Source organism: Paenibacillus sp. NEAU-GSW1 (genome assembly GCF_009737085.1).
Lineage (GTDB): Bacteria > Bacillota > Bacilli > Paenibacillales > Paenibacillaceae > Pristimantibacillus.
In genome coordinates this window covers 63,841-82,042 of the sequence record NZ_WOVL01000025.1, presented here as the reverse complement: position 1 = coordinate 82,042, position 18,202 = coordinate 63,841, and the positions used below count along the sequence as shown (strand labels likewise).

Below are 18,202 nucleotides of genomic sequence, written 5' to 3'. Positions count from 1 at the left end.
CATAAAAAGCTGCGTATTTATTCCAATTACGTTCCTTACCAGTATGGAAAAGCAAAAGAACCGCTAACCTCAACATGATTAACTTTTCATGTGGGGGCTGCGGTTCTAAAACCATGGAGGTTTTGTTTTGGGGATAACTACAAAAAAATGGCTGTCTGCCGCGTTCTTTTCTGTGAATAAAAATGTGTGTGAAAAGTGAATAGTTTTTTCACAGGCGACTGTGGATAATGTGTATAAAGTGAATAATTATGGAGTGATAACGTCGATTTCCAATAATTAGCGACATTAAGCTTTACAATTCCTTTGTTTATTGATGTCGATATATACAGAATTAACTAACAATTTACGCGCTTATGTGGATAAACCTGTGGACAACAGGGACATTTTTTCAAAAGACTTGCGGCACCGCAAATCAATTGCGTGAACTTGCATACAAGTTTTCGGTGCAACGATCTGAATGATCGGTTATGGTAGAGTTACTAGAAGCGACGGGCACTAAATCTGTTGAATGGAGGGTACTACAGTGGGAAAGCAGACGGTCATTCAAGTAAGCTCGGTGAGCAAGAGCTACGGCAGCAATAAAGCGGTCGAGCAGGTGTCCTTTCAAGTTAATGAGGGTGAGATGTTCGGGATTATCGGGACTAACGGAGCAGGCAAAACGACGCTGCTGGAAATGTTAATGGGTCTCCGAAAGCCCGACAATGGACGGATTGATGTGTTAGGCGTAGATGCCATAATGGAAGCGGAGAGACTGAAGGAATATATCGGCATCTATTTGCACAGCACTTCATTGGTGGACAAGTTGACTGTGCGCGAAGCTTTGGAGATGTTTCAGTCTTTTTACACCAGGAAAATGGATTTGGACGTTCTTATCCATCAGTTTGGTTTAGAGCCTTATGTAAATAAAGCAGTTAAACGTTTATCCGGAGGATGGCAGCAGCGAACCGCGCTTGCGATCGCTCTTGTAAATGATCCGAAAATTGTTTTTCTGGATGAGCCTACGACAGGACTCGACAGACAAGCGAGAACCGATTATTGGTCGCTGGTATTGGAATTGAAACGTCAAGGCAGAACGATTGTGATGTCTTCTCATGATATGGGAGAAATGCAGCGAAACTGCGACCGAATTGCTGTATTGCGCAAGGGCAGCGTTGTGAAATGCGATACGCCGAGCAAATTGATATCGCAAATCCCTGCAGGAGGTTTGACGATGGAGGCCGTTTACGTACATTTTGCATATGCAGAGGTGTAAGGGCTTCCAAAACCTGGAGGAGGGCTTCTGAATATGGATCAAGGAACTGACACCAAAAGTCCGCCGACTAACCGCAGCGAAGTCATTGAGAAACGAATGGCGATGCTTGCGGCATTGTTTGATAAATTGAATGAGGAGGCGAGTGCGGAACAGCAAATCGTGAAGGAAAATAATAAGGAATCGTTTCTGCAAAGGGAGGGAATTAAGTTTAAAATTAGACAAGCGGTTGCCGGCATTTTCTTCCATCGTGTAGAATGAAGTCATTATTTAGAAGACGGAGGACGATCCGTGGAAGATCATGTATCTCTTATTAAGCAAGAAATGCGGTCGCTAGCGACGACGTATTTGACTGACGGAAGCATGCTCGAATATGCCAATTGCTTCATTGAGCATAAGTTTACGGAACCAATGAAGTTCGGACCGCTGACCGTGCTCCATTATGATATGTTTGGCGGGAAGGGCAAAGCCGTCTATCTAGCGGCATCGTCGATCGAGCTGTTCGTTCTTGCTTCGGATATATTAGACGATCTCCAGGATCAGGATGCGCCTCAGCAGCCTTGGTCCCGGGCGCCTTTACCTGTAGCTCTGCATTTGGCAGCATCATTTATGACGCTGTCGCAGCAGGCGATCGCAGCATGCGGGGAAGAGCCGGCAATTGTCCTGCGCACGATGGAAATGATGAACAGGCAGCTGCTGACTGCCGCAAACGGACAAATGGCAGATATTCTCGACGCGGTAATAGATGAAGAGTCCTATTTTGATGTAGTTAAAAAGAAATCTGCGGCGCTTCTCGTGCTTGCATGCATGACGGGAGTCATGCTGTCGGGAAGATCTTGGCATGCCGGCGTTGCGGAGTATGCGCTTGAGCTGGGCATTGCGGCTCAAATTGAAAATGATAGACGAGACCTGCTCCGTTGGGATGAGAAGAGTGATTTCTTGCAACGAAAAAAAACGGCGCTTACGCTTTATTTGCTAGAAGACCTAGGAGAGAAGGATCGATGGGTCGCCGATTATTACGAGGGACGCTTGCCTGCGTCCAGCATTGAGGGCAGGGAGAATGACTTTAGCGAGCTCTGCGAAAGATCCGGCGCGATGCTGTATGGAGCCGCTTTGTTCAATCTTCATTTTAATCGATTCATGGAGCTGTTGGCGGGGGTACCCGAAGCAGCAAGACGTTCGGACGATATATTGCGGCTTGTAGCAGGAAGAACGAATCAGGTCGAAACACCGCAATGACCATTGCGGTAAATACGAACTAGATTAGCGTTTGCTGTCGAAACAAATCCTGCTATATTAGAATCAGTAATTGATTCTAATATAGCAGGAGGAGTTAATATGTTAAAAGAAGCTATCCGTACGTTGGCAGGTAATGGTTTTGTATTGAACGCGCAGCCTCAATTGGCAGGTGTATCCGCGTCGCAGCACAACGCACTCCAAGATGCGCTTAAGAATCAACAAGAGAAGAAAGACAATTATCAAATGGCATTCTGGGCGTAATCCCCAGAATAACTTAGGTTCGATGCAGGAGGAGAAGCATGAGGAACATACATATCAAAGGCATAGTAACTTCTCTCTTCCTGCTCATCCTATCGGCCGTGTTGCTTTACTTAACCCTGACAATTATCAGGGAGCCGTTTATCGGATTAGAAGTCCGCGAGAATGGCGGGAAATACTTTGTCGAAGCGATTGAACCTGCGGGACAAGCAATTGTCAAAGGAATTGCGATCGGCGATGAAATTGTAGAAGTGAACGGCAAAGCCGCTGACGAATACCACTATTTGAACAAATTTTTCTCCGTCGAAAAGGCGCAGACCGTATTAGTTATGCATAATGACGGCACGCCGGCGCTGGTCTCATTCAGTAAAGGCTGGAACGGAGAACATTCGGCTTCGGAATTGCTCATACAGTTATATTTGCCATTGATTTCACTCGTATTGTTCACGGGACTTTCTACCTTTTTATACCGCAAACGCAAAGATGATCGCGCCGCTTTAATGCTTATGCTGTTCTTTGTCATTATCGGCTTGAGCTATTATTCATCTGCAGCGTCATATAGGAGCGATTTGGTAGGCTACTCGATTATGTATGTAGCGCTTCCTTTCATACCGTCTCTTTTCTTGTTGTTCATGAACAGCTATCTTAAAAGATATGATGTCGATTTTATTAGCAAATCCTGGATGATTGGGCTGTTTGGCATCTCGGGAATCGTTCAATTAGGCTGTTTGATTTATGTTTGGACTGATCTTATTCCAGGTAAAATCTTTTTATTTATTCGCATGATTTATTACGGTACTTTGCTTGTGGGCAATTTCTTATGCATTGTTCTGTTAATTAAGAAATATTTGTTTTACAGAAACACCAAGCTGAATTCGTTGTTCAAAATTACGCTCACCTCTCATATCGTGGCGTTTACTCCGTTTACGGTTATGAATGTGCTGCCTTTGTTTTTCGGATATTCGCAAATATTGCCGGCTGCTTTCACAGCGCCCTTCCTCTTTGTACTGCCGGTCGTTTATTTCTATTTGCTGACTTCGAATCAATTGTTCGACATTGATTTTATTCTGTCACGCTTCAGATATTACACGTCGTTAGCAATCATTCCGGCGATAATAATCACGTTCGTATTAACGGCGATTATGAAAAGCCAGTCCAGTATTTCCTGGATTATGATGTTTCAAATCTTTACGATTGTTTATATCGGCATTACCTTGTTTCTCTACGTGAAGGAACAGATTGACCATAAATTCCGTCCTAAGCTGTTCAAATCGATGTACAGCTATCAGGATAGTCTGGATCGTTTCTCGCGCAAAATTGCGAGAGTTATGAAACGAGCCGATTTGGAAGAGGTTTTGAAACAAGAATTAAATGAGCTGCTTCCTGTTAATCGAATCGACTTTTTGCTCGTTGATCAAGCGGAAGCCGTCGTCAAACCAATTGGGGAGACGGCAGAAGAGCAAGGAACGGCAATCTTTTTGCTGCAAGTGTCTGAAACGTTGAAGGTAGGCGAGATGGTCGAGCTTCCTCATGGTCTCGGACTTGTAATGGGACGCCAGCGTTCCAAATATCATATCGTCTGGATCGGTTCAAAAACGAATCATACGCGCTTTAACTCGGACGAGCTTCGTTGGTTAAAGACGATGGCGAATTATGCCAGCATTGTTTTTGAAAACTTGTACTTAATAGAAGGGCTTATCGAGGACTTGGAGTCGGAGGTTCAGAAAGAACAAACGACATCGCCTTGGGTATTGAGGCTGTTGTTCTGCCTGTCGGAGAACGAACGCCGCAAGCTGGCAGCCGATTTGCATGATTCTGCGCTGCAAGACCAATTGCTATGGTATCGCAAGCTGGAATCGCTAATTATGGATCATCCGCTCTCGGACAAGCTTGGACAAGAGCTGGAAGATATAAAAGAAGGTTTGCTTGACGTTATTCATCAAATTCGTGAAACGTGCAACGAGCTGCGTCCGCCGCTACTGAAAGAAATGGGCGTAGTTGAAGCGGTAGAATCGATTGTAGAGCATTCGCAAATGCGCGATAATTTCGCGATCGATTTCCGTCCGAAGATGTTCCACAGAGAGCTTAATGAGGAGCAAATAACGGCGATTTACCGTATCGTGCAAGAATTGCTGCGAAATGCCGCTAAGCATGCGCAAGCGAATCTGGTTACGCTCGAGCTTGAACAGCGGAAGGATGAAATCTATTTCCGCTATGTGGATGACGGTAAGGGGATGGATGTTGATTATATGAAAGCTTCGTTTGAACACATGGGATTATCCGGCATCAAAGAGAGAGTCACAAGTCTTGAAGGAGAAATTTCATTCCGATCGAAGCTCGGCAACGGTCTTGAAGTCGTAATTAGTTTGCCTGAAACAATTACGACAGGCAGGTCGGAAAGGGGTTTAATGCGTGATTCGTATCTTATTGGTTGATGATCATCCTTCGGTAGGCGAAGGTACGAAGACGATGATTGAACAAGATTCAGAAATGAAAGTAACCGTCGTGCTATCGGCGATGGAAGCGCTCGAAGTCGTTAATAGCGAGCCATTCGACATTATTTTATGCGATTTGAACATGCCGGGCATAAGCGGGCTGGAGCTGACCAAACGTCTAATCTCCCAGGATCCGGACCGAAGGGTGCTAATCTATACCGGCTACGAAATTAGCACTCATTATAACTTGCTTATCGAATGCGGCGTCTCGGGCTTTATTTCGAAGACAGTGTCGCGAGAGCAGCTTCACAATACGATTCGATGCGCGATGCGCGACGAAGCGGTTATTCCGATTACACTATTGAAGCAGCTGCGCCGCAATGAAGTTAAAATTACGCGCGCAGAAAAGGCAATTGAAGAAATTTCGATTAACGAACGCGATCAAGATATATTGCAAGAAGTTGCAAATGGCAACAGCAATAAGGATATTGCTGCGAAGCTTCATATGAGTCAACGAACTGTGGAATACAATTTGACTCGTATATTTGAAAAGCTAAGCGTACGTTCACGATCCGAAGCGATCGTAGAAGCGAAACGACTGGGGCTTATCCGGATGGAGCAATTTTAACACGCGAGAATTCGTTCATCCGTCTGTTCATACAGATCGGCTGACATTCTAATCGGGATAGGCGGCTTATTTATCGCCGGTTTTTATATCCCGTGATACATGCAACATCAGCAATACTTGTATGACTTGCAACACCAGTTTTACCCTAACAATGGTTTCCCTCTCAATGCTTACGCCCCTCATCATGGCGTAAGCATCTTTTTTTTGAAAGGGGGTTAATAACAAAGAAAAGGGAGATTCGCTGGCCGCGAACCTCCGGTTTCAAATCATTTTCTATTCACTTAGCTGCTCCCATTCTTCGTAAGCGGCAGTTAATGATGCTCGGTGCGCATCGATCTGCGCTTGAATTTCTTGAATACGCATATAGTCGTTGAAAACGGCGGGGTCCGTTAACTGGACTTCAAGCTCTGCAATCTGTTCCTCGAGCTTACTTATCGTTTGCTCGGTCTGCTCTAGCTTGCGGAGTTTTGCTCGTTCGTCTCGTTTGGCTTGCTTATCCGATTCATAGGAAGATGTCGCTTCGGCTGCGGGCTGCTTGCTCGCAATAGCGGCTTGCTTTGCTGCAGCTTCGTTACGGACTTCTTCGAGCAGACTTTTCTTCTCCAACATTTCGTCATAATTTCCTAGGAAATGCTCGGTGCCGTTTGGCGTCAATTCAACGATACGTTCGGCCATTTTATTTAAAAAGTACCGGTCATGGGAAATGAATAGCAGTGTTCCGTCATAATCAAGCAGCGCCGATTCCAGCACCTCTTTGCTAAACAAGTCCAAATGGTTGGTCGGTTCGTCAAGGATCAGAACATTGGCTTGAAGCAGCATCAACTTTGCGAGCGAAACACGCGCTTTCTCGCCGCCGCTAAGCGAGGAAATTCGTTTCTTCACATCCTCGCCGCTAAACAGGAAGCTGCCAAGCACCGTGCGAATCCGCGCTTCCTCCATATGAGGATACTCGCTCCACACTTCCTCAAGTACGGTATTCGCCGGATTTAATCCAGTCTGTTCTTGGTCATAGTAGCCAAGCTTGACGTTGGAACCCCAACGTACTGTGCCGGCAGTTGGCTTTCGCTGGTCGACAAGCACTTTGAGCAGCGTCGACTTGCCGATTCCGTTCGGCCCGATCAGCGCAATCATCTCACCGCGAGATATTTGGAAGGAAACGTTGCGGAACAGCGTTTTCTCGCTGCTCGGCTCGAATTTGACGGAGAGATCGGCAACATCCAGCACATCTTTGCCCGTCTGCCGTTCGATTTGGAAAGAAAAGCTGGCTCTCTTCAAATCGCCAAGCGGTTTGTCGAGTACATCCATCCGCTCCAATGCTTTGCGGCGGGATTGGGCACGTTTGGTCGTGGAGGCGCGAACGATGTTGCGCTGAATAAACTGCTCCATTTTTGCAATCTCGTCCTGCTGTTTCTCGTATTGCTTTATTTCCGATTCATACTCGGCAGCTTTCAGATCGATATAGCGGCTGTAATTGCCAGTGTATCGTTTAGCGACATGGCGCTCGATTTCGATAATGGTCGTAGCCAGCGCGTCGAGGAAATAGCGGTCATGAGAGACGACGAGAATAGCCCCGGAATAGCCGCGCAAGTAGCCTTCCAGCCAAGTTAGCGTCGGAATGTCCAAATAGTTGGTAGGCTCGTCAAGCATAAGCAAATCAGGCGATTGCAGCAAAATACGAGCGAGCGCAAGACGGGTTTTCTGACCGCCGCTAAGTGTCGAAACGACAGTGTCGTGCGAGAAGCTGCCAAAGCCCATGCCGTGCAAAACGCTGTTAATGCGAGTATTGATTTCGAAGCCGCCTTGCTCGCGGAACCAATCGGAGCGTTTGGCGTAACGCTCAAGCACTTCCTCGTAACGCTTTGGCTGATTATGCAGCTCAGGATCAGCGATTTGCTGTTCCAAGTCGCGAAGCTCTTGCTCTGCATCGAGCAAGTGAGCGAAGACTGCGCGCATTTCTTCAATTATGGTGCGTTCGGACTGGAGTCCGCTGTTTTGTGCCAAATAGCCGATACGGGTTTCTTTCGCTTTATGGATAGCGCCTGAATCGTAGGACAGCTCTCCTGCAATAATTTTGAGCAGCGTTGATTTGCCTGCGCCGTTTACGCCGACAAGACCGACCCGCTCTCGTTCGAGCACCTGCAGTGATATATTGGATAATATGACGTCGATGCCATAGCTTTTGCTAATATTAGATACTTGAAGCAGCATACAAAAATACCTCCGACAAAATTTCCGTATTGTGCGCGATTAGCCAGCGCGTTTCAGGAATATAATGGCAAGATGCGAGCAAGCTTGCCGTTCCATACTATATTACCACAAACCGACACAGCCATTGGCGAAAGTTGCATAACAATGGTAAACTACAAGTAACGAAATGGATAGAATGGAAAGGCTGAAGGACGATGAACGAGCCGGTTCGGCCAGCAGCAGGCGTCGACAAAAAGCAGCTTCGCCAATCGCTGCTAGAGGCTAGAGACGCAATCAATCCGCAAATGCGAGAACAATATTCGGCTGCGGCCTGCGGCCATTTATCGCAATGGCTGATTGAACAGGGTGCTTCGCAGGTAATGGGGTATGCTTCTTTTCGCTCGGAGCTGGATTTGGCACCGTTTGTCGAATGGGCTTGGCAAAGCGGAGTGGACGTCATTATGCCAAAATGCGAGGTAACTGACCGTTCCATGACGCTGCATCGCATTAAGAGCTGGGACGAGTTAGTCAGCGGCTCATACGGTATTATGGAGCCTGATCCTAAAGTATCGACGGCCCTTCCGGCGGATCAATGGCCGAATATTATTATTGTGCCGGGTGCAGCATTTGACCTTTCCGGCGGACGGCTGGGCTATGGCGGAGGCTACTATGATCGCTTCGCTGAGCGTGTGGAGCAAATGGAAGTCGCCAGCCGCGCTATTTGGATCGGCGCTGCGTTTGAGTCGCAGATAGCGGGCGAAGAACTGCCGATGCAAAGCCACGATAAGCGTATGGACGGCTTGCTGACAGAGAATGGACTACTCTTCTTTTAACATGATGAATGGAAGCAAATAACAGCAAGGAGGGGACAGTTATGGAACTGACGCATTTCAATGAGCAGGGCAGGGCGAAAATGGTCGATGTAAGCGACAAGGAGATTACGTCGCGCACCGCTGTCGCCCGTTCGAAGGTAACGATGCATGCGGAGACGCTTGTGCGGATTAAGGAAGGGAAGATTGGCAAGGGGGATGTGCTTGCTGTATCGCAAGTTGCAGCTATAATGGCGGCCAAAAAAACGTCGGATTGGATTCCAATGTGCCATCCGCTTCCGTTAACGGGCATCGACGTCCGGTTTGACGATAACGGTACGGACGAGCTTTATATAGAAGCAACTGTAAAAACAACCGGCAAAACGGGAGTCGAGATGGAGGCATTAACAGCAGTCTCCGCTGCTGCGCTTACAGTGTACGATATGTGTAAGGCGCTGCAAAAGGATATGATCATCGGCCCGACTTACCTGATTTCAAAAACAGGCGGAAAAAACGGCGATTACCAAGCTGGAAACGGGCAATAATGCTCGGCTAGATACAAGAAAGAACCGGGGATGGGAGGAATGAATATGGTTCAGTGGAAAGTTGCGATATTGACTGCAAGCGACAAAGGATCGCGCGGGGAGCGCGAGGATACGAGCGCGCAAGTAATCCGCGAGCTTGTGGAAGAGGAGCTCTGCGGGGAAGTTGTCGATTACCGGATCGTTCCGGACGAGCAGGATGAAATTATGGCCGCAATTATTGAAATGACGGAATATTACCAGGCTGATTTAGTGCTGACGACTGGAGGAACGGGATTGGCGGCAAGGGATGTTACGCCCGAAGCGACGCTGAAGGTTGTCGATCGACTCGTTCCGGGTATCGCTGAAGCGATGCGAATCGGCGCGCTGCAGAAGACTCGCAGAGCGATGCTGTCGCGAGGCGTATGCGGCATTCGCGGACAAACGTTAATCATTAACCTTCCTGGCAGCCCGAAAGGGGTGCATGAGGGATTGATGGCGATCATGGACCAGCTGCCCCATGCCCTTGATATCGTATCCGGAAGATATGGGGAACACAACGAATGAGCAATGAGAACAATGAAGCGTTTGAAGCGATCGAAGGTGCGGTGCATCGAGTAGGCGGCACCGTGCTGCGCGAAGTAAAAGCGAAGGACGCAATCGGCTTGCGGCTGGCCCATGATTTGACGCAAATATTGCCGGGGCAATTTAAAGGCCGGCTGTTTCAAAAAGGGCATATCGTGACTGAGGCGGACATCCCTCTTTTGCTCGATATCGGCAAAGAGCATATTTACGTGATGCAGCTTGGGGAAAATGAACTGCATGAGGACGATGCCGCCGAGCGTATGGCAAAGGCGCTGGCCGGCTCCGGTTTGAAGCTGACCGAACCGCATGAAGGTAAGGTCAATTTGAAGTCGGAGCTGCTGGGCTTGGCGCATGTTGACGAGGCCGTTGTGCGAGCGATCAACGATATTGGCGAAGTTGCTCTCGCCACCGTCAAGACAAATGCGGTGCTGCAAGCCGGCAAATCGATAGCGGCAACTAGGGTTATACCGCTTATTGTCGACAAGAAGAAGGTAGAAGCGGTAGAGAAACTGGCCAATGAATATCGCACCGCCAACGGAGGGCTTTCGCCGCTTCGCGTAGAGCCGTTCCGCAAGCTGCGCATCGGTTTGCTGACAACAGGCGGCGAAGTGTTCAGCGGACGTATCGAAGATAAGTTTGGCCCTGCCGTAAGGAGCAAAGTAGAGGCGTTTGGCTCCGAAATTGCCGAGCAGCGTTTTGCCCCGGACGACCGTCAAACAATTGTCAATGAAATACACTACTTGCTTGAGCGGCAATATGATATGATACTCGTAACAGGCGGGATGTCGGTCGATCCTGACGATCGGACTCCGGGTGCGATTAAAGCGTCGGGAGCGACAATTGTCAGCTACGGGACACCGATGCTGCCCGGATCCATGCTGTTGATGGGTTACATAGGCGAAGTGCCGATTATGGGCTTGCCCGGTTGTGTCATGCATGATCCATATACATCATTTGACGCTTTGCTGCCGCGCATTCTTGCCGGTCAACCTATTGTGAAAGACGATATTGTCGGCATGGGGTATGGCGGTTTGCTTACGTAGTGAGATTGAATTATAGGAATTATATTTTATGAGGGGGAAATGAATATGTCAGGTATTGGTACTACGGGCATTATTCTGCTCGTGCTTGTCGCTTTGCTGCTTTTCGGTCCAAACAAGCTTCCTGAGCTTGGCCGCGCTTTCGGTCGTACGCTGAAAGAATTTAAAGCGGGCGCGAAGGACATTATGGGCGACGATGACAATAAAAACAAGGATACCAAAAGAATCGACGTCATCCAAGCGGACGTCAACGATTCGAACAATAAGCGGCTTCCGGACTAACCGGGCCCGCTTTTTTAACTATTAGGGATCATTTGACCTTAAAGGAGACTATATCTGTGGGACAAAACGAGCGCGATTCGGCAGAAGCGTCCTTCGACAGAGCTCGGCTGAAGGATGAAGGGCTGATGCCTTTGCTCGAGCATCTTGGCGAGCTGCGCAAACGAATTATATATATGCTCATCATCATCGTACTTGGCATGATTATAGGGCTTGTCATTGCAAAGCCGGCCTATAATTTCTTGATGCAGCAGGAGCCTGCGAACGGCTTGCCGCTGCATGCTTTCTCATTGTGGGACGGCATCGGCATTTATATGAAATTCGCGTTTGTTATTGCGCTTATACTGGCGATTCCTTTTGCTGCCTATCAGCTGTGGGCGTTTGTAAAGCCGGCTTTGCTCGTGAACGAGCAGCGGGCAACGATGAAGTACATACCGTTTGCGCTAATTATGTTTTTGGTCGGCCTTGCTTTCTCGTATTTTGTCGTATTTCCGCTCGCATTCCATTTTACGAGGAGCGTAGCCGCCAATTTGAATTTAGAGGAAACGATCGGCATTACGCAATATTTCAGCTTCATGTTTAATATTCTAATTCCGATTTCACTTTTGTTCGAGCTTCCGCTAGTCATTATGTTTTTGACGGCCATTCGCGTGCTTAATCCGATTCGTCTGCGTAAAATGCGGCGGTTTGCGTATTTCCTAATGATTTTTATCGGCGTGCTCGTAACGCCTCCGGATTTTATATCCGATGTCCTCGTCGCTATACCGCTTATCCTGCTCTATGAGTTCAGCGTATTTTTATCCGGCGCCGTATTTAAAAAGCAGCTTGAAGCGGATATGAAACGAGAAGCGGAATATAATGAAGAAACCGTCCTTTGAAATTGGACGGTTTTTTTGTTGTTGACAGAGGCTGGTAATTCGGATATATTTTAAACAGTTGTTTTAAACGTATGTTTAAAACGTTCGTTTAAAGAGAAAAAGGAGTGGATCTTGTGGGAAAAGCAATTCAAGCGTTCATGAAACGTCCGACGACAATTACCGGCATTGTTACGGCTTTAATGTTTCAAATTATTTTCGCCGTCATTTGGATGACAGGCTATAATGGAGTTACAGATCGTACCGATCAGCTGCGTATTGCTGTCGTGAATGAGGATCAGCAGTCCGGCAAGCAGATCGCAGAAGGGCTTGTGAAAAATTTGCCGTTCGCGATGTCGCAGCAATCGAGCTTAGATGAGGCGAAGACGCTGTTGAATGAACGCGAGCTGCAGATGATCATCTATTTGCCGGCAGATTTTACGCAGAAGGCTTCATCGCCTGAGAGCAAAGCGGCGGTCCAATATTTTATTAATGAGTCAAATCCGGCATTAATTAAAAGCATTATGAGCACAGTGGCGAATCAAGTGACGGCTGAAATCAACAGCCAAGCAGTTACGGCAGGCGTTCAAGCAGCTCTTAGCGGAGCGAATGTTCCGGCTGAGCAGGCTGCAGCTGCGGCGTCATCGCTCTCTGAAAGAGTTGAAGCGAACATTCAATCTTCGAACAAGGTTGACGGCATGAACAATCAAATGGTGCCGATGATGCTTGTTTTGGCTTCTTATGTAGGCGCGATGATTATGGGAATGAATCTCGAGCAATCGGCGATGGCGCTAAGCGCAAGTGTCGGACGCTGGCAACGTTTTGGCGCGAGGAGCATAATAAATGTTGCGGCAGCCGTGTTCGTATCGCTTGTAGGGGCGTCGCTCCTAGTCGCTTTCGGCGGCCAAATCGAACAAGGGTTTTTGGAGCTATGGCTATTCCAATTTGTCGTTCTGGTTACTTTTATGTTTGTGTCGCAAATGTTTCTGTATATTTTCGGCATCGCAGGCATGCTGTTCAACATTATGCTGTTGTCGGCTCAGCTTGTTTCTTCGGGAGCAGTTGTGCCGCGCGAGCTGATGTCGGACTTTTTCACAGGCCTTGGCAATGCGCTTCCGGCGACCTATGCGGTTGAAGGCGGAATGAACCTTCTGTTCGGCGGACCAGGAATCGGCAGCGATGTTTCGGTACTGCTATTGATCGCGGCAATTGCATGCGTGATCAGCGCGGCGGCCGTGGGGATAAAGCGCCAAGCGGCGCAACAATTATCGGGGGCTTTGGCAAACCAAAACTGAACGAGATGACCAATAATCAAACCTTGGGGGCAGAAGGATGAACAGCTTGGACAATATGGATATTAAAATGCGAATATTGCTGACGGCCAAGAAGCTGTTCGCCGAACAAGGCTTTGATGGAACACGGGTCAGGCAGATCTGCGAAGAGGCGAGCGCGAATGTTGCGCTCGTCTCCTACCATTTTGGCGGGAAAGAAAATTTGTTCTGCGCGCTTTTTGAAAACTTTTTTCCTAATAAGGAGATTGCATCGGTTGATCCCAATCTTGATCCGTTGGAGGGCGTCAAGCTCATTATCCGGGAAATGACGCTATTTCGAACCAGAGATCCAGAGCTCATTCGTATCATTAAGCAGGAAATTACGCTTAACTCGCAACGAACGCAAATTCTCAAGAAGTATATCATGCCGATGTGGGGGATGCTGCGGTATTGGCTCGAAAAGGGAAAAGAGCAGGGGGTCTTTCGGTTTCGTTCGCTGGACACTACCTTCATATCGATAACCGGGATACTCATTTTTTTGGGACAGGAAGATTATTGGAGTGCGGCGATCAGCGAGAGGCCAACCGTCCAGGAGTTAATCGAGGATTATACGACTTTTATTATGAATGCGCTTCAAGTTCAGGAAGGAGGAAACGCAGGATGATAGAGAACGGAGTTTGGGCAGATGAGGCATGGGGGCAGGTGCACCGCAAGGTGACGAGAACGAGTGCGCGGATCGGCGCACGATTTCCGCATGCGAGCGTTGAAGGAAGCTATGTCATGGAGGCAGCGCATTGGTGGACGGCGGGATTTTGGCCGGGGCTGTTGTGGCTTCTTTATGGCGATGAAGCATCAAAAAGCGATAGTTACCGTGAAATAGCCGAGGATTGCGAGCGTCAGCTGGATGAGGTTATCATCGGCTACGATCGGCTCGATCACGATATCGGATTTATGTGGACGCTGACAAGCGTAGCGCGATATAAGCTGCTGGGCGACGAGCAGTCGCGCAGGCGGGCGCTGCTTGCGGCCAATTTGCTGTGCGGGCGGTTTAATGTAAAGGGCCGCTATATCCGGGCTTGGAATCCTTGGGGCGAGGGACAGCGCAACGAAGGACTTGCGATTATTGATTGCATGATGAATCTGCCGCTGCTTTACTGGGCGTCGGAGACGACTGGCGATCCGCGTTACAAGCATTTGGCGATGGCGCACGCCGATACGGTGCTGGAGCATTTCGTACGGGCAGACGGTTCGATTAATCATATTGTAGAGTTCGATGCGGAAACCGGCGAGAAGCTGACGGTGCACGGGGGACAAGGTTATGCTCCGGAATCGGCATGGTCGCGCGGCACATCGTGGGCCATTTATGGCATGGCGCTTAGCCATCGTTATACGGGCGAAGCTCGCTATCTGGAGGCTGCCAAACGAGCGGCTCATTTCTTCTTTGCCAATTTGCCTGAGGATTCGGTTCCTGTATGGGACTTCCGCATTCCTGAAGCTGTGACGCCTTATCGCGATTCATCGGCTGGAGCATGCGCGGCATGCGGTTTGCTGGCGATTGCCGAAGCCGTGCCTGCGCCTGAAGCAGAGCTCTATCGTCAAGCAGGCGAACGGATATTGCGCTCGCTGTATGAGAATTACGGCGCTTGGAACGATGAAGCGGAAGAGGGACTCGTGCTGCATGGGACGAGCCACTTTCCGGCGCAGCAAAATGTGGACGTGCCGCTTATTTACGGCGACTACTTTTTTGTTGAAGGATTAGCAAAGCTGAGGGGCAGTCGTTTGTCTTTCTGGTAGAACGGGAATCATAATAAATCGATAACAATATTCGCAGGCTCGTTTTCATGCTCCGTAATGGATGCATGGGACCGAGCCTGTAACTATATGCGGGAGGCTTGCGTCTAAAGATGCAAGGAGATGATCAGAATGAAGAAGCTAATCCTTCTATTCGTTTTCGTAATGGCGCTTGCTGGATGCAGCGGGGCGGAAAATGTTCCCGATGGAGGCGAACAACTGCCAGTCAATAACGAAACGGAGAAGGCGACAACGAATTATAGTGAGGGACGGTACGGCGAGTTTGTATTGAGACTGGAAACGATTAAATCGTCTTACGCAACGGGGGAAGCGCTTGGTATTAAAGCGATGCTAAAGTATGACGGTGACAAACAGTCGGAGCTTATCTATCATTCCATGCATGCGGTAGCGATCGGCGTATCAGAGAAGACGCGCGGTATCGATATTGGTTATGTAATGGAGCAGCCGCTCCTCACAACCGAAATGAAGAAGGGCGAGTGGCTTGAATTTCCTTATGTGAAGCAAGCGGTTTATAGCGAAGAAGATGTGAACAAAGCTTTTATAGAGCAGTTTCTCAAGGGCGAAGGGTTGCCGGAAGGCGAGTATGCATTCACAGCCATTGCCGATTTTTACACAAAGAAGGGCGAAGAACAAATCCAACATTCCTTTAAGGTTGAAAAAATGATCGCCGTGCATGGGGATGAATCGTAAAAAAGATTGGCAATAATGGGTAAGGTGCGAGGTTAACAGGTAAACATCCATGAAGCACTTGAAATTGATATGAAAAATGAGTATGATAAATATGGTTGTTAGCACTTCACGCATTCGAGTGCTAATAAAAAACAATATGCGACAATTTTTTCAAGGAGGCTATTTTCAATGATCAAACCTTTGGGTGAACGCGTACTGATCGAACCGATCGCGAAAGAAGAGACGACTGCAAGCGGCATCGTACTGCCGGATTCGGCGAAAGAAAAACCGCAAGAAGGCAAAGTAGTAGCTGTTGGCAGCGGCACGTTGAAAGATGGCGTTCGTGTTGCTCTTGAAGTAAAAGAAGGCGACCGCGTTCTTTTCTCCAAATATGCGGGAACAGAAATCAAATATGAAGGCAAAGAGTATTTGATTATGAAGGAAAGCGACATTCACGCGATCTTTGGATAAGCCCCGTTAGGGATATATAGAAGAACGATAGAGCTGCAACATTATACTTATTTTTCAGGAGGTTATACGAAATGGCTAAAGAGATTAAATTTAGTGAAGACGCTCGCCGCGCGATGCTTCGCGGTGTTGATTCCCTTGCAAATGCAGTAAAAGTAACGCTCGGTCCTAAAGGCCGTAACGTTGTACTTGAGAAAAAATTCGGCAGCCCGTTGATCACGAACGACGGCGTTTCCATCGCGAAAGAAATCGAACTGGAAGACGCGTTCGAGAACATGGGCGCTCAGCTCGTTAAAGAAGTAGCGACGAAAACAAACGACGTAGCGGGCGACGGCACGACTACAGCTACGGTTCTGGCTCAAGCCATGATCCGTGAAGGCCTGAAAAACGTAACAGCTGGCGCTAACCCTATGGTTATCCGCAAAGGCATCGAAAAAGCGGTTAAAGCGGCTGTTGAAGAGCTGAAAGCAATCGCAAAACCAATCGAAGGCAAGCAATCGATCGCGCAAGTAGCATCGATCTCCGCTGCTGACGAAGAAGTTGGCCAACTGATCGCAGAAGCGATGGAGAAAGTCGGCAACGACGGCGTTATTACAGTAGAAGAGTCGAAAGGCTTCGTTACGGAGCTTGAAGTGGTTGAAGGCATGCAGTTCGACCGCGGCTACGTTTCCCCATACATGATTACCGATACGGATAAAATGGAAGCTGTCCTCGACAACCCATACATCCTGATCACTGACAAAAAAGTATCGAACATTCAAGAGATACTTCCGGTTCTCGAGAAAGTGGTACAATCCGGCAAACAGCTCTTGATCATCGCTGAAGACATTGAAGGCGAAGCTCAAGCGACTCTGGTTGTCAACAAACTGCGCGGCACGTTCACTTGCGTAGGCGTTAAAGCTCCTGGCTTCGGCGACCGTCGTAAAGCAATGCTGCAAGATATTGCTGCTCTGACTGGCGGCCAAGTGATCACTGAGGAACTCGGTCTTGAGCTGAAATCCGCTACAGTTGACCAACTGGGCTCCGCTCGTCAAGTGCGCGTAACGAAAGAAAACACGATCATCGTTGACGGTGCAGGCAACGCATCCGACATCGCGGCTCGCGTGAACCAAATCCGCGCGCAGCTGGAAGAAACAACTTCCGACTTCGACAAAGAAAAACTGCAAGAGCGTCTGGCTAAATTGGCTGGCGGCGTAGCGGTTATCAAAGTCGGCGCGGCTACTGAAACTGAACTGAAAGAGCGCAAGCTCCGCATCGAAGACGCCCTGAACTCCACTCGCGCAGCGGTGGAAGAAGGCATCGTATCCGGCGGCGGTACGGCTCTGATCAATGTATACAAAGCAGTTGCTGCCGTTCAAACAAGCGGCGACGAGCAAACAGGCGTTAACATCGTATTGCGCTCCCTCGAAGAGCCGCTTCGCACAATCGCTGCGAACGCAGGCCAAGAAGGCTCTGTAATCGTTGAGCGTCTGAAAAACGAAAAAGTCGGCGTAGGCTACAACGCAGCTTCCGGCGAATGGGTAAACATGTTCGAAGCGGGCATCGTTGACCCTGCTAAAGTAACGCGTTCCGCGCTGCAAAACGCAGCTTCCGTAGCGGCTATGTTCCTGACAACTGAAGCGGTTGTTGCGGACAAACCAGAACCGAAGGGCGCTGGCGCAGGCATGCCTGACATGGGCGGCATGGGCGGTATGGGCGGCATGATGTAAGGAACCCCGAAATCCCTTGATATATAAGGGTTTCAGGGATTCGATTACTCGAAATGGTCACATTTTGGCCACGTTCGAGTGAAATTAGAGGTTTCGCATGAGTTCTCCGAACTTGCGCGAGCCTCTTTTTTTCGTAATTTGCTAAAGACAATTTTCATCTCCGTGGGAAATGCTATTGTTTACACATTT

19 protein-coding genes are annotated in these 18,202 nt (G+C 48.4%); 18 read left to right on the top strand and 1 reads right to left on the bottom strand.

The features are described from left to right. Nucleotides 1-523 precede the first annotated feature (523 nt). From GOM71_RS18295 to GOM71_RS18270, 6 genes are all read left to right on the top strand, one after another. Entirely contained in the window at nucleotides 524-1,252 is a 729-nt protein-coding gene (locus tag GOM71_RS18295; RefSeq protein WP_367649690.1) for an ABC transporter ATP-binding protein, read from the top strand. A gap of 33 nt (nucleotides 1,253-1,285) precedes the next feature. Continuing rightward, complete coding sequence (locus tag GOM71_RS18290) at nucleotides 1,286-1,510, top strand: hypothetical protein (protein WP_156283652.1); 225 nt, start codon at nucleotides 1,286-1,288, stop codon at nucleotides 1,508-1,510. 30 nt (nucleotides 1,511-1,540) lie between these two features. After that, nucleotides 1,541-2,488 (top strand): polyprenyl synthetase family protein, encoded by a 948-nt coding sequence (locus tag GOM71_RS18285; protein WP_156283650.1) that lies wholly within the window; start codon nucleotides 1,541-1,543, stop codon nucleotides 2,486-2,488. A gap of 99 nt (nucleotides 2,489-2,587) precedes the next feature. Next, a complete protein-coding gene (locus GOM71_RS18280; protein ID WP_156283648.1) occupies nucleotides 2,588-2,749 on the top strand; it encodes a hypothetical protein in 162 nt (53 codons plus the stop codon). A gap of 38 nt (nucleotides 2,750-2,787) precedes the next feature. Then, nucleotides 2,788-5,181, top strand: coding sequence for an ATP-binding protein (locus tag GOM71_RS18275; RefSeq protein WP_156283646.1), 2,394 nt, complete (start codon nucleotides 2,788-2,790; stop codon nucleotides 5,179-5,181). Then, on the top strand, nucleotides 5,159-5,809 hold the full coding sequence (locus GOM71_RS18270) for a response regulator (protein ID WP_367649689.1): 651 nt from the start codon (nucleotides 5,159-5,161) through the stop codon (nucleotides 5,807-5,809). Before GOM71_RS18275 ends, GOM71_RS18270 begins: the two co-directional genes overlap by 23 nt. 273 nt (nucleotides 5,810-6,082) lie before the next feature. On the opposite strand, the gene GOM71_RS18265 is transcribed toward GOM71_RS18270, so the two are convergent. After that, on the bottom strand, nucleotides 6,083-8,017 hold the full coding sequence (locus GOM71_RS18265; RefSeq protein WP_156283644.1) for an ABC-F family ATP-binding cassette domain-containing protein: 1,935 nt from the start codon (nucleotides 8,015-8,017) through the stop codon (nucleotides 6,083-6,085). 194 nt (nucleotides 8,018-8,211) lie between these two features. Between GOM71_RS18265 and GOM71_RS18260 the strand changes: the two genes are divergently transcribed. The 12 genes from GOM71_RS18260 (at nucleotide 8,212) to groL (ending at nucleotide 18,013) form a co-directional block, all read left to right on the top strand. After that, nucleotides 8,212-8,829: a 5-formyltetrahydrofolate cyclo-ligase gene (locus GOM71_RS18260; RefSeq protein WP_156283642.1), complete on the top strand. Its 618-nt coding sequence runs from the start codon at nucleotides 8,212-8,214 to the stop codon at nucleotides 8,827-8,829. 41 nt (nucleotides 8,830-8,870) lie between these two features. Further along, nucleotides 8,871-9,350 (top strand): cyclic pyranopterin monophosphate synthase MoaC, encoded by a 480-nt coding sequence (gene moaC / locus GOM71_RS18255; RefSeq protein ID WP_156283640.1) that lies wholly within the window; start codon nucleotides 8,871-8,873, stop codon nucleotides 9,348-9,350. A 45-nt stretch (nucleotides 9,351-9,395) separates the two neighbouring features. Next, entirely contained in the window at nucleotides 9,396-9,893 is a 498-nt protein-coding gene (locus GOM71_RS18250) for a MogA/MoaB family molybdenum cofactor biosynthesis protein (protein WP_156283638.1), read from the top strand. Then, on the top strand, nucleotides 9,890-10,954 hold the full coding sequence (locus tag GOM71_RS18245; protein ID WP_156283636.1) for a molybdopterin-binding protein: 1,065 nt from the start codon (nucleotides 9,890-9,892) through the stop codon (nucleotides 10,952-10,954). Before GOM71_RS18250 ends, GOM71_RS18245 begins: the two co-directional genes overlap by 4 nt. A gap of 45 nt (nucleotides 10,955-10,999) precedes the next feature. Continuing rightward, nucleotides 11,000-11,233: a twin-arginine translocase TatA/TatE family subunit gene (locus GOM71_RS18240; RefSeq protein ID WP_156283634.1), complete on the top strand. Its 234-nt coding sequence runs from the start codon at nucleotides 11,000-11,002 to the stop codon at nucleotides 11,231-11,233. Between the two features lie 125 nt (nucleotides 11,234-11,358). Beyond that, nucleotides 11,359-12,108, top strand: a complete 750-nt coding sequence (gene tatC / locus GOM71_RS18235) for a twin-arginine translocase subunit TatC (RefSeq protein WP_156283668.1) — start codon at nucleotides 11,359-11,361, stop codon at nucleotides 12,106-12,108. Between the two features lie 113 nt (nucleotides 12,109-12,221). Continuing rightward, nucleotides 12,222-13,379 carry a YhgE/Pip domain-containing protein gene (locus tag GOM71_RS18230; RefSeq protein ID WP_367649688.1) on the top strand — a complete coding sequence of 386 codons (1,158 nt, stop codon included), beginning with the start codon at nucleotides 12,222-12,224 and terminating at the stop codon, nucleotides 13,377-13,379. A gap of 37 nt (nucleotides 13,380-13,416) precedes the next feature. Then, on the top strand, nucleotides 13,417-14,019 hold the full coding sequence (locus GOM71_RS18225; RefSeq protein ID WP_156283631.1) for a TetR family transcriptional regulator: 603 nt from the start codon (nucleotides 13,417-13,419) through the stop codon (nucleotides 14,017-14,019). Further along, nucleotides 14,016-15,149: a glycoside hydrolase family 88 protein gene (locus tag GOM71_RS18220; protein WP_156283629.1), complete on the top strand. Its 1,134-nt coding sequence runs from the start codon at nucleotides 14,016-14,018 to the stop codon at nucleotides 15,147-15,149. Before GOM71_RS18225 ends, GOM71_RS18220 begins: the two co-directional genes overlap by 4 nt. A gap of 129 nt (nucleotides 15,150-15,278) precedes the next feature. Continuing rightward, complete coding sequence (locus GOM71_RS18215; RefSeq protein WP_156283627.1) at nucleotides 15,279-15,857, top strand: outer membrane protein assembly factor BamD; 579 nt, start codon at nucleotides 15,279-15,281, stop codon at nucleotides 15,855-15,857. A gap of 168 nt (nucleotides 15,858-16,025) precedes the next feature. Further along, nucleotides 16,026-16,307: a co-chaperone GroES gene (gene groES, locus GOM71_RS18210; RefSeq protein ID WP_042170723.1), complete on the top strand. Its 282-nt coding sequence runs from the start codon at nucleotides 16,026-16,028 to the stop codon at nucleotides 16,305-16,307. 71 nt (nucleotides 16,308-16,378) lie between these two features. Then, nucleotides 16,379-18,013 (top strand): chaperonin GroEL, encoded by a 1,635-nt coding sequence (groL, locus tag GOM71_RS18205; RefSeq protein ID WP_156283625.1) that lies wholly within the window; start codon nucleotides 16,379-16,381, stop codon nucleotides 18,011-18,013. The last annotated feature ends 189 nt before the right edge of the window (nucleotides 18,014-18,202 follow it).